We start from the raw sequence: 13,797 nt of genomic DNA, 5'->3' as shown, positions 1-13,797 counted from the left end.
GGGCCCATGTTCGACAAGATCCTGATTGCCAACCGAGGCGAGATCGCCCTGCGCGTCATCCGCGCCGCGCGCGAGATGGGGATTAAGACGGTCGCCGTCCACTCCACCGCCGACAGCGACGCGATGCATGTGCGCATGGCGGACGAATCGGTCTGCATCGGCCCCCCGCCCAGCCCGCAAAGCTATCTGTCTGTCCCCGCGATCATCTCGGCCTGTGAGATCACCGGCGCGCAGGCGATCCACCCCGGCTATGGCTTCCTATCCGAGAACGCCGAGTTCGTGCAGATCGTCGAAGACCACGACATCACCTTCATCGGCCCCACCGCCGAACATATCCGCGTGATGGGCGACAAGATCACCGCAAAGGACACGATGAAAGCGCTGGGTGTACCGTGTGTTCCTGGCTCCGACGGTGGTGTCCCGACATTGGAAGACGCAAAGCGTATCGGTGAGGAATTCGGCTATCCCGTCATCATCAAAGCAACCGCCGGTGGCGGCGGACGCGGCATGAAAGTCGCGATGAGCGCGGATGAGATGGAAAGCGCCTTCATGACCGCACGTGCAGAAGGTAAAGCCGCCTTTGGCAACGATGAGGTCTATATTGAGAAATACCTCACCACACCGCGCCATATCGAGATTCAGGTCTTCGGTGACGGCAAAGGCAACGCTGTCCATCTGGGTGAGCGCGACTGTTCGCTTCAGCGCCGTCACCAAAAAGTGTTCGAAGAGGCCCCCGGCCCCTGCATCACCCCCGAAGAACGCGCCAAGATTGGCAAGATCTGCGCCGACGCGGTGGCCAAGATCAACTATATCGGCGCTGGCACCATCGAGTTCCTGTACGAAAAAGGCGAGTTCTACTTCATCGAGATGAACACCCGCCTACAGGTGGAACACCCGGTGACCGAAGGCATCTTCGGCGTCGATCTGGTGCGCGAACAAATCCGCGTGGCCTCGGGCTTGCCGATGTCGTTCGGACAGAATGACCTAGAGATCAATGGCCACGCCATCGAAGTTCGGATTAACGCAGAAAAACTGCCCAACTTCTCGCCCTGCCCCGGCAAGATCAGCGCGTATCACGCACCGGGTGGCCTGGGCGTGCGGATGGATTCGGCGCTTTACGATGGCTATTCAATCCCGCCCTATTACGACTCACTGATTGCCAAACTGATCGTTCAGGGCCGTGACCGCGCCGAAGCGCTGGCCCGTCTGGAACGCGCCTTGGGTGAGTTGATCGTTGACGGTATCGACACCACAGTGCCTCTGTTCCACGCTCTGTTGCAGGAGCCGGACATCCATAGCGGCGATTACAATATCCACTGGCTGGAGCATTGGCTTGCGGAGAATATGGCCGACTAACCCCACAGGGCCGGTAGGCGCGCGCCGCCCGGCCCTTGGATGCTTCTCATGAGCCTGTCACCAGAACTTTTGCTGCACGGCTATTCGATCGGCATTTTCCCGATGGCCGAACACCGCGATGACCCGGACCTGTTCTGGGTCGACCCCAAATTCCGCGGGGTTTTCCCGCTGGACGGTTTCCACATCTCACGCAGCCTTGCAAGGCGGATACGGAGATGCGGCTTTTCCATCTCGATCAATCAGGATTTCGAAGGTGTTGTAGATGGGTGTGCCGATCGTGCCGACACATGGATTAACGCCGAGCTGCGCGACCTGTATCGGCAGGTGTACAACGCAGGCCAAGCGCATTCTCTGGAAGTATGGGAAGACGACCAGCTTGTCGGAGGCGTTTTCGGAGTAGCTCTAGGCGCCGCGTTCTTTGGCGAGAGCATGTTCTCACGTCGCACTGACGCCTCGAAAATCGCGCTGGCTTATCTGGTGGACCGCCTGCGACAGACCGGTTTTCAGCTGTTCGATACACAGTTTCTGACCGCACATCTGGCCTCACTCGGCGCGATCGAAATCCCCCGGAGTGACTACCGAAAAGCGCTGGAAGAAGCGATTGGCGATAGCGCCGACTTTGCCGCCGAGGTGCCTCAGTCCGCCGATGGGGTGATACAGCGGATCACCCAAACGTCGTAGCGCGAATGATCTAAGGCATTCAGTGCCGGAGAGGTCGCGATCATCCACCCGTCAAACAATTGCTCCGCCTTGCCCTGTTCCCAGATGGTCAGGAAGGCAAACGCATCCCCGGTCGGGTTATCGACGGGATAGCGGCAATCCCCCAAAGCGACATCCAGACCAAAGACGGCCTGTGTCTGACCAGTCTGCAGCTCAACATCCACGGTCTGACCATTGACTTTATCCAAACCGCGCAACATAGCGCCGGGCCCGGACTGAACCGTTTGCTGAGCTGTCGCGGATGTCGCGGCCAGCGCCAACGCAAATGCCAAAGCGCGCATCATTCGCTGCCGTCTCCGGCGACGAACTTCACCAGCAACGAGATCAGGCTGACCGCGCCCTGCGTATCTTCGATCTGATCGCCGGGCTCAAAATAGAATGGAGAACCGCCGGGCATCACCTCAACAAAATTGCCCCCCAATAAGCCTTCGGAGGAAATCACGATGGCACTGTCATCGGGCACGAGAACACCATCCGCGACCGAAAAAGTCGTATCAGCGCGGTAGGTCTCAGGGTTCAGGGTCACGTCGGTAACGGTCCCGATTTTGACACCCGCAAGGCGCACATCTGTTCCGACATTGACCCCTTCCAGCGACCGAAAGGACGCCCCAAGCTCATATCCGGCACTGCCTTGTGACAGGCCGGTGGATTGGCTGGCATAAACACCAAACGCGACGGCGCAGGCCAAGACGGCACCGCCGACGAATACTTCGGTCCAGTTGTGGGTCGACATTGCTCGCCTCGTCTTATTCCGGGCTCCAGGCCTCGTAGTCCTTGCGCTCAACAGGCTCCGCACGACGCAATGAACCCGCAGGGGTGTACGCAAGCGCGGTACCTGTCAGGTTCTCCTGATGCGGTTTTTCCCAGGCCTTATGAGCCAGCGGTTTGTCTGTTGGCGGCTCATCCCAGGTGCGGTGAAGCCACCCATGCCAATCGGGATCAACCCTGCTGGCTTCAGCCTCACCATTGAATATCACCCAGCGTTTGCTGTCATCGGCAGTTCTATAGAAGACGTTGCCTTCATTGTCCTCGCCAACTTTAACACCTTTGCGCGAAGTAAAAATCTGCGTGTTCAGGGTTGCCCCGTTCCACCAGGTTACGGCCCGTAAAAGAGTGTTCAGGATGCCCATGATCCGCCTCCGGCATTTCGGTCCCAAGGAGTTATGACCCAAAGGCGCGCCAAGGTCCAGTACCCGCCGCGTGACTGCGTCACTGCGGCAATAAAGCGGTCACTTCGATCTCGATCCGGTATTTGGGGTCGATCAGACCGCATTCAATCATCGTCGCGGCCGGCGGATTGGCTCCAAAAACCTCGGATAACACCGGCCAGCAAGGCTCGAACTCGGTCCGGTCGGGCAGCATGTAGGTCACGCGAACAACATCGGCGAAACCTGCGCCAGCCTCGACCAATGCTTTCCCGATGATGTCCAAGGCTGATCTGCATTGATCGACAACGCTCTCACCCTGTCCAACAGTGCCGGAAACGTGCACCCACCCTCCGGCCACCACTGCTCGGCAATAGCCGACCTTGCCCTCAAATTCACCACCTGAAGAGATACGCTTGATTGCGGACACGGCTCATTTCTCCGAGAATTTGAATGTCATGAGATTTTGCGAGGCTCTGCCTCGCGCTCCGGGATATTTTTGGCCAGATGAAGTAACGGATCCTCAATTCATCTGGCTGGAAATACCTCGGGGGAGTCGCCTGAAAGGCGGCGGGGGCAGCGCCCCCTTACCCCTTAACCAGCTGACGCCGATTCCGGCACGGCATCCGCATAGATGATCAACGGCTGTGAATCAGAGGTAACGGCCTCTTCGTTTACAACCACTTCGGTCACATTCTTAAGGCCCGGAAGTTCGAACATCGTATCCAGCAAGATATCTTCGAGGATCGAACGCAGCCCCCGAGCGCCGGTTTTACGCTCGATCGCTTTCTTGGCGATCGATTTCAGCGCCTCATCGGTAAAGGACAGTTCCGCGTCCTCCAGCTCGAACAAACGCTGGTATTGTTTGACCAGAGCATTCTTGGGTTTGGTCAGGATGGTGACCAGAGCGTCCTCGTCCAGATCCTCCAACGTCGCCAGAACCGGCAGACGACCGACGAATTCCGGGATCAACCCGAATTTCAGCAGATCTTCCGGCTCGAGGTCTTGGAAGATTTCGCCAACGCCACGCTCGTCATTGTCGCGCACGTCAGCGCCAAAGCCCATTGCCGAGCCCTTGCCGCGTTGCGCAATGATCCTATCCAGACCGGCAAAGGCGCCGCCACAGATAAACAAGATGTTGGTGGTGTCCACCTGCAGGAACTCCTGCTGCGGATGCTTGCGGCCACCCTGAGGCGGAACCGAAGCGACAGTCCCTTCCATCAGTTTCAGCAGCGCCTGCTGCACACCTTCACCCGAGACGTCACGGGTGATCGAGGGGTTTTCGGACTTACGGGTGATCTTGTCGACCTCGTCAATATAGACGATGCCGCGCTGTGCGCGTTCCACATTGTATTCGCTGGCCTGGAGCAGCTTCAGAATGATGTTCTCAACATCCTCACCCACATAGCCAGCTTCGGTCAGCGTCGTCGCGTCGGCCATAGTGAACGGCACATCCAGAATACGTGCCAGCGTCTGGGCTAGCAGCGTCTTGCCGCAACCGGTCGGACCGATCAGCAGGATGTTCGACTTGGCCAGTTCAATATCACTACCCGCTTTCTGGGCGTGGTTCAGACGCTTGTAGTGGTTGTGGACCGCAACCGACAGAACCCGCTTGGCTGTGGCCTGACCGATCACATAGTCGTCCAGAACCTCACAGATATCCTTAGGTGTCGGTACCCCGTCCGAGGATTTCAGACCGCTGGCCTTTGTTTCCTCGCGAATGATGTCCATGCACAGCTCGACGCATTCATCACAGATGAAAACGGTCGGGCCTGCGATCAGCTTGCGCACCTCATGCTGGCTTTTTCCACAAAAGCTGCAGTAGAGCGTGTTTTTGCCGTCACCGCCTGAATTCGTCGCCATGATCTACCTTTCGGGCTTCGTCTCTGCGCCCCTACCTGTGGGGCACGCTTGCGCATGTTCGTGCAGCTTAGGCCAGCGCTCTGGCGGCTACAATCTCAAAATGGCCCTGCGCTTGGCGCGCGGGACGCGTTTCTTAGGCCTCTTCCGTATCCATCTTGGCACGGTTTTCGACGATCTCGTCGATGTGACCCCAATCCTTGGCCTCTTCGGGACTCATGAAATTGTCACGATCCAGAGCCTTTTCAACGGACTTCTTGGTCTGACCGGTGTGACGTACGTAGATGTCATACAAGCGATCTTTCAGCTTCTGTGTTTCAGCGGCATGGATCATGATATCGCTGGCCTGACCCTGATATCCGCCGCTGGGCTGGTGAACCATGATCCGGCTGTTGGGCAGCGAAAAGCGCATGCCCGCCTCGCCGCCAGCCAGCAAAACCGACCCCATCGAGGCCGCCTGACCGATGACCAATGTGGAACATTTCGGCTTGATGTACTGCATTGTGTCGTAAATCGACAAACCGCTGGTCACCACACCGCCGGGCGAGTTGATGTAGATCGAGATTTCCTTGTTCGGGTTTTCCGCCTCAAGGTGCAGCAACTGCGCGACGATCAGATGGCTCATACCGTCGTGAATCGGACCGTTAATGAAGATAATCCGTTCTTTGAGCAGGCGCGAGAAAATGTCATAGGCGCGCTCCCCCCGGCTGGTCTGCTCAACGACCATGGGCACGAGCGTATTCATATAGGTATCTACTGGATCGAACATTCGGAACCTGCCTGCTTTGCTATGGATCGGGACATTATCCCAACAAGAGTTACCCGAGTCTTAGTGTCGCCACTGGGGGGCTGCAAGGGGGGCCAGCAAGAACGACCTTGCAAACTGTTCGCAAGATACGGCAGAGCTTGTCTTTGGCTCACCTTGCACAGAGGCCGAAAACGGCGCTTTTTTGTTCACCGCTTCTTTGATCACAGTATTTTGATGCATGCATATGGGCGTAAAAGTGCAAAACAAGTAAATTGGATGTACTTATCCGGAAAGAAGTATATCTCTGGCTCCACCCACAGCGGGATAGTAAGGAACGAAGTTTAGATGGCACTCCCCCAAGTAACCCAGGACACCCCTTCGGCAGAGCTTGACCACATGGTCGAAAACGCGTCGCGGGCGGCGAATTTTCTGAAGGCGATTAGCCACGAAGGGCGTCTGATGATCCTGTGCCATCTGGCGTCGGGCGAGAAATCTGTTACCGAGCTTGAGACCCTGTTGTCCGCACGCCAGGCCGCCGTGTCGCAGCAATTGTCGCGCTTGCGGCTGGAGGGGCTGGTGACGCCCCGACGCGACGGCAAAGCGATCTATTACCGACTGGCCGATGACAAGCCCCGTCGGATGCTGGAAACCGTCTATGAGCTGTTCTGCAGCGAAAACACAGGACACTAACAGTTTGCCCGGCAGGCCGCAGACGTAGACCCAGCGCGACCCCCGGTAAACCGCAAAAGTGCTAGCCTCCTCAGTAAGATACTGCTACCGAAGGCCTGATCGAGCATGAAGGAGAAAAACATGATCCGCGCAATTCTGATTGGCCTGAGCCTATTTGCATTGACCGCCTGCGAAACTGCCAAAGGCGCGGGCAAAGACATCGAAAAAGCGGGCGATGCGATCCAAAACGCAGCCTCGGACGTGCAGGAAAACCTCTGATTTATGCCCTCATCTTGCGGGTCGCAGGATGACGCACGCAATATATTGTTGATGCGGCGGGCTGAACTGAGTATTATGTACGAACAGGTGCATAGACGCGGCATTGCATCATCTGACGTTAACACGGGGCTCTTTTGCACATGCGAAAGAGCCCCGCTCCCATTCTGACGAGGGGTGGGTGGTAGCCTGCATGAAGCCAGCAAGGGAAAAGGCGTCAGGTGCGCAGACGCGGTCTTTGCATGCGCCCTTGCGGGCATCCCCTGACGCCTTACCCGGACGAAGTTTGTCCTAAGACCACTTCGAACCAGTTGCCCCGGCCCCCGAAGGGACCGCAGCCGCCGCCACAAACTCGAAAGTCGCTGCGACGCACAAAGCCCATTTGAGAGGATGATCCGTCGACCCAAGGCACGAAGCCCCAACTCGATGCACCACCCACCGGTAAGCCCTTGCAAAAGAACGTCAATCCTAAGATCCACCTCCCCTGCGCAGACCCCCTTGGCCTTTGCATCCCGCCTTCTGATCCGAGGAACTCCAGCGGTGGAACCAATCTTGCATTGCACCCGTTATCGGGCAAGAAAATAGCACTGCAGCATGGAAATCAGTCGGGGATAAGTTGTTGATATCTGCCGGGAGGTTACTGTGGATAACTCCGGATTTCTCGACAACCACGTAGGGTTAGAATTGCAAAACTCTTTTCGCCAAATTCTGACCGGAATGTTGCGATTTGCTGCAGGCGCAAAGGGCAACAGACGATAAACTGATCGCAAATTTCAGAAACTGGCAACGCCACAACGTTCGCAAAACCGAATCGTTCGGACTGAAACAGGGCTAAACTCCCTACCTAATCACCTACGCTGTCGAACATATGAGCAAGACGGTTTTCAGAGCGAGGCTTGCGCCCGGTATTGATCCTTAGCCGACGCTTTAAAAACACCGACCGTGCTGATGTCGGTCGAGGAGGCAAAGCAGATATCTTCGCAAAAGATCGACTGGGCAAATCCTCCCAGCAGAATCTGCGGCATACTGCGGATAGGATGCCATTCTGAAATGGGGCTTGGACCGGACGGCGAATTTTTCACCGCGGGCGACCCCGCGCTGAAGGTTCGCGAGATCCGAATAACCCGGGCCGAGGAACACCGCGTGTAAACCCGGTATGAACTGGATCCTGTCGCGAGCAGCGAAATCACCGTCCGGTCCGCCTCCTCCCTGTGGAGACGAGTTTGCGATATTGAGAAGCGTTCCGACCCGGACGGTTTACCTACTATTCTGTCGTCGTCAAAATCGGACGACAGTCTGTACCCCCTACAGTCCGGCCGGGCCGGAAACGCTTCAGTTCACCTGACGTTCCAGAACGGTGCTGTAGGTTGTTCCAGTCCGCAGGCTACGGAAATCCGCATAAATTCGCCCATCCTCGTAGCGCGCATCGATCAGAGCGTTTACGCCAATCGCCGGCTCGGCCGAGCTTTCGACGATCCCGATCTTTCCAGAACCATCCTGGCTGATGGAACCGGTTGCCTCGTACATCGTCCAGTCATCCATGGCATTGCGTCGCCACATACTCGGCCCCCAGAACACATTGTCGTTCTGAGCCTGAATTTCGAGCACCCATTCCGACTGGTTAAATCGCGGCGCATCACCGGTAGCCGAATTCGACGGCGAAACCGTAGTCTGGCTGGCCGTCCAAATACCGCGCAGATCAGGCGTGGTTTCGGCGACAGCGGCAGTGCCAAGGGCTAGGCTCGTAGCCAGAGCGGCTGCTCCGGCAGTCATAAATCTGGTCATGGTCTCTTTCTCCCTGAAATCGGTGCCATCTCTGGCTGTGTTCAACAGATTGGGAGGAGTGCGACGGGTTACAACTTTCCTGAAGGAACCTTCATCAAGCGTTCATGCTGTGTTTGATCGTGCAGCCCGCTTTCCGCTCTATACATCCGGCGCCTCACTCGGTAAGGAGAGCCCTTCGACGATCATCCGCGTATAAGACGCTCTGAGGGTGACCGCAGCATCCCAATGAGCCGAGCCATGAAACAAACACTTCAAGACGCCCTTGATCGCAAAGGGTATGACACGCTGACCCCTGTCCAAACCGCTGTATCCGCGCCCGACCTGCAAGGCCGCGACATGTTGGTTTCGGCGCAGACTGGATCGGGGAAAACCATTGGCTTCGGCCTTGCCATCGCCCCGACCGTTCTGGGCGACGTGGATGTATTCGATACGGCGGGTGCGCCCTTGGCACTGGTCATCGCACCAACGCGCGAATTGGCGATGCAGGTCAAACGCGAACTGGCATGGCTTTATGCGGATGCAGGCGCGTTCATCGCCTCCTGTGTGGGCGGCATGGATATGCGTGATGAGCGGCGGGCGCTGGCCCGCGGTGCGCATATCGTGGTCGCAACGCCGGGCCGCCTGCGCGACCATATCATGCGCGAGTCGATTGACCTGACCGCTGTGCGCGCCGTGGTTCTGGATGAAGCCGACGAAATGCTCGACCTGGGCTTTCGCGAAGATCTTGAGTTCATTCTGGAACAGACCCCGTCTGAGCGTCAGACACTGCTGTTTTCCGCCACGGTTCCCCGCGCCATCGCCTCCCTCGCCGCCCGCTACCAGCGCGATGCCGAGCGGGTCAGCACCGTCAGCGAGCGCACCCAACATGCCGATATCGAATACCGCGCAATGAATGTGGCCCCGCGAGATGGCGAGAATGCAATAATCAACGTGCTGCGCTTCTATGAGGCCCCCAACGCCATCATCTTTTGCAACACCCGCGCCATGGTCAGCCGCCTAACGGCGCGGCTGTCGAATCGTGGATTCTCGGTCGTGGCCCTGTCCGGAGAGCTGACGCAGAGCGAACGTTCGAACGCGCTGCAAGCCATGCGCGACGGGCGCGCCCGCGTTTGTGTGGCGACCGATGTAGCCGCGCGCGGGATCGACCTGCCGAACCTTGATCTGGTGATCCATTCAGAACTGCCGAACAGCCATGAAACGCTGTTGCACCGCTCGGGCCGAACCGGACGCGCCGGACGGAAAGGCGTCAGCGCGCTGATCGTGCCGCCCGCGTCGTTCAAAAAGGCGCAACGCCTGCTGAAATTCGCCAAGCTGACTGCCGATTGGGGGTCTGCGCCCTCGGCCGATGAGGTTCAGGCGCAGGACATGCAGCGGATGTTCAGCTCGGACGACTGGACCGTGGATGTGACCGAGGGCGAAAGTGCGCTCGTCGACGATCTGGTCTCGCGCTTTTCACCGCAGCAACTGGCGGCGGCCTATCTGCGTCAATACGGGCGCAAACACTCCGCCCCGGAGGAACTGAGCGACGCACAAGATACCGCGCCAAAGCCGAACGTTCCCTTCGGCCCAAGCGTGTGGTTTTCGCTGTCGGAGGGTCACAACGAAAACGCCTCACCCCGCTATCTGCTGCCCATGTTGTGCAAGGCGGGGAAGATCACCAAGACCGATATCGGTGCGATCCGCATTGCTGACACCGAAAGCTATATCGAGATTCGCGAAAGCAGCGTTGAAGGTTTCCTGAAGGCCATTGGCCCCGAGATGACGGTCGAAGGTACCAAGACCCTGGTGCAACTGGACGCACCGCCCGCCCTTTCCGGTGGTGGCCGCAAAGGTCCCAAGCGCGACTTCAAAGGCAAGAAGCGCCGCGAACGCCCGGCCCGCGCGGCTGAGCCTCAGCCCGCAAAACCACGCCGCAAACCTGCCGAGAAACCCAAGCTAGAGACGCGGCCCAAACGGGATGAGGCCCCCTCGGGCGATCAGCACAAGAAACCTGCGCGCCGTCCGAAAGGCCCGCCTCCGCCCAAAGGCAAGCCAAGCAGCAAGAAAAACCGCGCACGTGCGGCTGCGATGAAGGGTGGCAACGCGATGCCCAAGCGGAAAAAGTAAACCGCCTTAGCGCACGCGGCAGGTTGTGCAAGCGAAGAAATTTATTTTCTTCGCCACACCATATATTGACAACACGCCACCACCAACCCCAATATGGTGTTGCTTCGGTTCTTTCGATTCCTGTTGAAAGCTAAGAGGGAAACCGGTGAAAAACCGGCGCTGCCCCCGCAACTGTAAGCGGAGAGTTCGGCTGAATACGCCACTGAAAGCGTGCTTTTGGGAAGGTCAGTCCGAACGTCAATCCGCGAGCCAGGAGACCTGCCGCAAGCAAAGAAAGAGAACCGCGAACGGAGGGTTCGGGGGCGTGTTCAGGGGTCATTTTGCCCGCAGCGTCCTCGGCATTCATTAAAAGGACAGAGGACGACATGAGCATTACCGTATATTCCAAACCCGCATGCGTACAATGCACCGCCACCACCCGCGCGCTGGATGCAAAAGGCATCACATATGACGTCATCGACCTGACCCAGGACGACAGCGCCATGACCCACGTGACCGAGCTGGGTTATCGTCAGGCTCCTGTCGTTGTGGCGGGCAGTGATCACTGGTCGGGGTTCCGCCCGGACATGATCGCCCAACTGGCCTGATCCATGGCCGCGCCGATCCCGGCGCTGGTCTATTTTTCATCGAAATCCGGAAACACCCACCGCTTTGTCTCGCGGCTGGGCCTGACCTCTTTCCGCATTCCGAATGGAATGGACCCGCTGCCCGACGCCGGACACCCCTATGTGCTGATCAGCCCCACCTATGCAGATGGCGAAGGACGCGGGGCGGTTCCGAAACAGGTGATCCGGTTCCTGAACGACCCGGACAGACGCGCCGGGATCGTTGGAGTGATCGGCACAGGCAATCGTAATTTTGGTGCGACCTACGCTTTGGCCGGTCGCATCATCGCCCAGAAATGCAACGTACCGCTGCTCTACACGTTTGAGTTGGCCGGAACAGAGACCGACATCGCCCGCGTCCGCGCCGGGCTGGAAAAACTAGGGAGACACCTATGCTCGACAGCAGCGTAAACGAGCAGGACTATCACGCATTGAACGCGATGCTGAACCTCTACGATGGTGAGGGTAAGATCCGCTTCGATGCCGACCGTATGGCCGCGCGGCAGTATTTCCTGCAGCACGTCAACCAGAACACTGTGTTCTTCCACTCGCTGGATGAAAAGCTCGGGTATTTGGTGTCCGAAGGCTACTACGAAGAGGCCGTTCTGGACCAGTATTCCAAGAACTTCATGCGCAAGATCTGGGATGCGGCCTATGCCAAGAAATTTCGGTTCCCGACCTTTCTAGGCGCATTTAAGTATTACACCTCATACACGCTGAAAACCCGTGACGGGCAGCGGTTCCTGGAACGCTATGAGGACCGCGTCGTCATGACCGCGCTGGCGCTGGCGCGCGGCGATGAGGCGCTGGCCCTGTCCTTCATGGAGGAAATCCTCGACGGTCGCTTCCAACCCGCCACGCCTACCTTCCTGAACGCGGGCAAAGCCTCACGCGGCGAGCTGATCTCGTGCTTCCTGCTGCGGCTTGAGGACAACATGGAAAGCATCGGGCGCGGCATCAACTCGGCCCTGCAACTGTCTAAGCGCGGCGGAGGTGTGGCGCTGCTCCTGACCAACATCCGCGAGCACGGCGCGCCGATTAAGGGCATTGAGAACCAATCCTCGGGCGTGATCCCGGTGATGAAACTGCTGGAGGACAGCTTCTCCTACGCCAATCAGCTTGGCGCGCGGCAAGGTGCGGGTGCGGTGTATCTGAACGCGCACCACCCGGACATCATGCGCTTCCTCGACACCAAGCGCGAAAACGCGGATGAGAAGATCCGTATCAAAACGCTGAGCCTTGGCGTGGTGATCCCTGACATCACTTTCGAGCTGGCGAAGAAAAACGCCGATATGTATCTGTTCTCGCCCCATGACGTGGAAAAGGTCTATGGCGTGCCGTTCTCGGAAATCTCGGTGACCGAGAAATATCACGAGATGGTCGATGACAAGCGCATCCGGAAATCCAAGGTCAATGCGCGTGAATTCTTCCAGACCATTGCCGAGATCCAGTTCGAATCCGGCTATCCCTACGTGATGTTCGAAGACACGGTGAACCGGATGAACCCCATTGCGGGCCGGATCAACATGTCAAACCTGTGCTCCGAGATTTTGCAGGTCAATGAGGCGTCGGAATTCAACGATGACCTCAGCTATGCGCATCTCGGCACGGATATCTCTTGCAACCTCGGCTCGCTGAACATTGCCAAGACGATGGATGGCGGTGATCTGGGCCGTACTGTCGGCGCTGCGATCCGCGCGCTGACGGCGGTGTCCGAAATGTCAGCAATCGACTCGGTGCCGTCGGTACGTCGAGGCAATGATGAAAGCCACGCAATTGGTCTGGGGCAGATGAACCTGCACGGGTTCCTTGCCCGCGAACATATCCACTATGGCTCGCCTGAGGGGGTCGAGTTCACATCCGTGTACTTCGCAACCGTGGCGTATCACGCGATCCGCACCTCTTGCGATCTGGCGCAGGAACGCAACGCATCATTCAAGGGGTTCGAGAACTCCGACTACGCCTCGGGCACCTTTTTCGACAAATACACCACCCGTGACTGGCTGCCCGAAAGCGAGCGGGTGAAGGCTCTGTTCGATGGCATGACCCTGCCCACAAGCGACGACTGGGCAGCGTTGAAGGCAGATGTGATGAAACACGGCCTTTATAACCGCAACCTTCAGGCGGTGCCGCCGACCGGCTCGATCAGCTATATCAACAATTCGACCTCTTCGATCCATCCCATCGTCTCGAAGATCGAAATCCGTAAAGAGGGCAAGATCGGCCGCGTCTACTATCCGGCGGCTTTCATGAACAATGACAACCTCGAATACTACCGCGACGCCTATGAGATCGGCCCCGAGGCGCTGATCGACACATATGCCGCGGCCACCGAGCATGTGGATCAGGGCCTGTCTCTGACCCTGTTCTTCCCGGCCGAAGCCACGACCCGCGACATCAACCGCGCGCAGATCTACGCGTGGAAGAAAGGCATCAAAACCATTTATTACGTGCGTCTGCGCCAGGAGGCCCTTGAAGGGACCGAGGTGCAGGGCTGCGTATCCTGCTCGCTGTAAGGGGCCACTGA

Annotated in this window: 15 protein-coding genes and 1 riboswitch; of the genes, 8 read left to right on the top strand and 7 right to left on the bottom strand. The window is 58.0% G+C overall.

Annotated features, from left to right (window positions below; translation table 11 throughout):
- Window positions 1-6 precede the first annotated feature (6 nt).
- Together accC and aat are read left to right on the top strand one after the other, a co-directional pair.
- On the top strand, window positions 7-1,356 hold the full coding sequence (gene accC, locus ACR3FB_RS04495) for an acetyl-CoA carboxylase biotin carboxylase subunit (protein ID WP_480564504.1): 1,350 nt from the start codon (window positions 7-9) through the stop codon (window positions 1,354-1,356).
- 48 nt (window positions 1,357-1,404) lie between these two features.
- Entirely contained in the window at window positions 1,405-2,037 is a 633-nt protein-coding gene (gene aat, locus ACR3FB_RS04490) for a leucyl/phenylalanyl-tRNA--protein transferase (protein ID WP_480564501.1), read from the top strand.
- Here aat and ACR3FB_RS04485 read toward each other — a convergent pair.
- The 6 genes from ACR3FB_RS04485 to ACR3FB_RS04460 form a co-directional block, all read right to left on the bottom strand.
- Window positions 1,992-2,360, bottom strand: a complete 369-nt coding sequence (locus ACR3FB_RS04485) for a DUF2155 domain-containing protein (protein ID WP_170468105.1) — start codon at window positions 2,358-2,360, stop codon at window positions 1,992-1,994. The genes aat and ACR3FB_RS04485 overlap by 46 nt on opposite strands.
- Window positions 2,357-2,809 carry an outer membrane lipid asymmetry maintenance protein MlaD gene (mlaD, locus tag ACR3FB_RS04480; protein WP_170468107.1) on the bottom strand — a complete coding sequence of 151 codons (453 nt, stop codon included), beginning with the start codon at window positions 2,807-2,809 and terminating at the stop codon, window positions 2,357-2,359. The genes ACR3FB_RS04485 and mlaD overlap by 4 nt, the downstream gene beginning before the upstream one ends.
- A gap of 13 nt (window positions 2,810-2,822) precedes the next feature.
- On the bottom strand, window positions 2,823-3,206 hold the full coding sequence (locus ACR3FB_RS04475; protein ID WP_480564498.1) for an NADH:ubiquinone oxidoreductase subunit NDUFA12: 384 nt from the start codon (window positions 3,204-3,206) through the stop codon (window positions 2,823-2,825).
- Between the two features lie 79 nt (window positions 3,207-3,285).
- A complete protein-coding gene (locus ACR3FB_RS04470; RefSeq protein WP_419739032.1) occupies window positions 3,286-3,651 on the bottom strand; it encodes a RidA family protein in 366 nt (121 codons plus the stop codon).
- Between the two features lie 164 nt (window positions 3,652-3,815).
- Complete coding sequence (gene clpX, locus ACR3FB_RS04465) at window positions 3,816-5,084, bottom strand: ATP-dependent Clp protease ATP-binding subunit ClpX (protein ID WP_170374874.1); 1,269 nt, start codon at window positions 5,082-5,084, stop codon at window positions 3,816-3,818.
- Window positions 5,085-5,217: 133 nt separating this feature from the next.
- On the bottom strand, window positions 5,218-5,850 hold the full coding sequence (locus ACR3FB_RS04460; RefSeq protein WP_170374872.1) for an ATP-dependent Clp protease proteolytic subunit: 633 nt from the start codon (window positions 5,848-5,850) through the stop codon (window positions 5,218-5,220).
- Window positions 5,851-6,174: 324 nt separating this feature from the next.
- Here ACR3FB_RS04460 and ACR3FB_RS04455 point away from each other — a divergent pair, with 324 nt between their 5' ends.
- Window positions 6,175-6,519 carry a metalloregulator ArsR/SmtB family transcription factor gene (locus tag ACR3FB_RS04455; RefSeq protein ID WP_170374870.1) on the top strand — a complete coding sequence of 115 codons (345 nt, stop codon included), beginning with the start codon at window positions 6,175-6,177 and terminating at the stop codon, window positions 6,517-6,519.
- Between the two features lie 120 nt (window positions 6,520-6,639).
- Window positions 6,640-6,777 (top strand): entericidin A/B family lipoprotein, encoded by a 138-nt coding sequence (locus ACR3FB_RS04450; RefSeq protein WP_170374868.1) that lies wholly within the window; start codon window positions 6,640-6,642, stop codon window positions 6,775-6,777.
- A gap of 1,329 nt (window positions 6,778-8,106) precedes the next feature.
- Here the strand turns inward: ACR3FB_RS04450 and ACR3FB_RS04445 are convergent.
- Entirely contained in the window at window positions 8,107-8,559 is a 453-nt protein-coding gene (locus tag ACR3FB_RS04445) for a hypothetical protein (RefSeq protein WP_209255784.1), read from the bottom strand.
- Window positions 8,560-8,796: 237 nt separating this feature from the next.
- Between ACR3FB_RS04445 and ACR3FB_RS04440 the strand changes: the two genes are divergently transcribed.
- The 4 genes from ACR3FB_RS04440 (at window position 8,797) to nrdE (ending at window position 13,786) form a co-directional block, all read left to right on the top strand.
- Window positions 8,797-10,665: a DEAD/DEAH box helicase gene (locus tag ACR3FB_RS04440; RefSeq protein ID WP_480564495.1), complete on the top strand. Its 1,869-nt coding sequence runs from the start codon at window positions 8,797-8,799 to the stop codon at window positions 10,663-10,665.
- A gap of 88 nt (window positions 10,666-10,753) precedes the next feature.
- A riboswitch (cobalamin riboswitch) is annotated at window positions 10,754-10,945 on the top strand.
- A gap of 85 nt (window positions 10,946-11,030) precedes the next feature.
- Window positions 11,031-11,252 (top strand): glutaredoxin-like protein NrdH, encoded by a 222-nt coding sequence (gene nrdH / locus ACR3FB_RS04435; RefSeq protein WP_170374861.1) that lies wholly within the window; start codon window positions 11,031-11,033, stop codon window positions 11,250-11,252.
- 15 nt (window positions 11,253-11,267) lie between these two features.
- Window positions 11,268-11,681, top strand: coding sequence for a class Ib ribonucleoside-diphosphate reductase assembly flavoprotein NrdI (gene nrdI, locus ACR3FB_RS04430; protein ID WP_170719245.1), 414 nt, complete (start codon window positions 11,268-11,270; stop codon window positions 11,679-11,681).
- Complete coding sequence (gene nrdE, locus ACR3FB_RS04425; RefSeq protein WP_425085567.1) at window positions 11,663-13,786, top strand: class 1b ribonucleoside-diphosphate reductase subunit alpha; 2,124 nt, start codon at window positions 11,663-11,665, stop codon at window positions 13,784-13,786. The genes nrdI and nrdE overlap by 19 nt, the downstream gene beginning before the upstream one ends.
- Window positions 13,787-13,797 lie beyond the last annotated feature (11 nt).

The sequence above is a fragment of the Ruegeria sp. AO1 genome, from assembly GCF_056535985.1.
The sequence above is the reverse complement of the archived record's forward strand: the minus strand, read 5'-3'. Positions and strand labels throughout refer to the sequence as shown.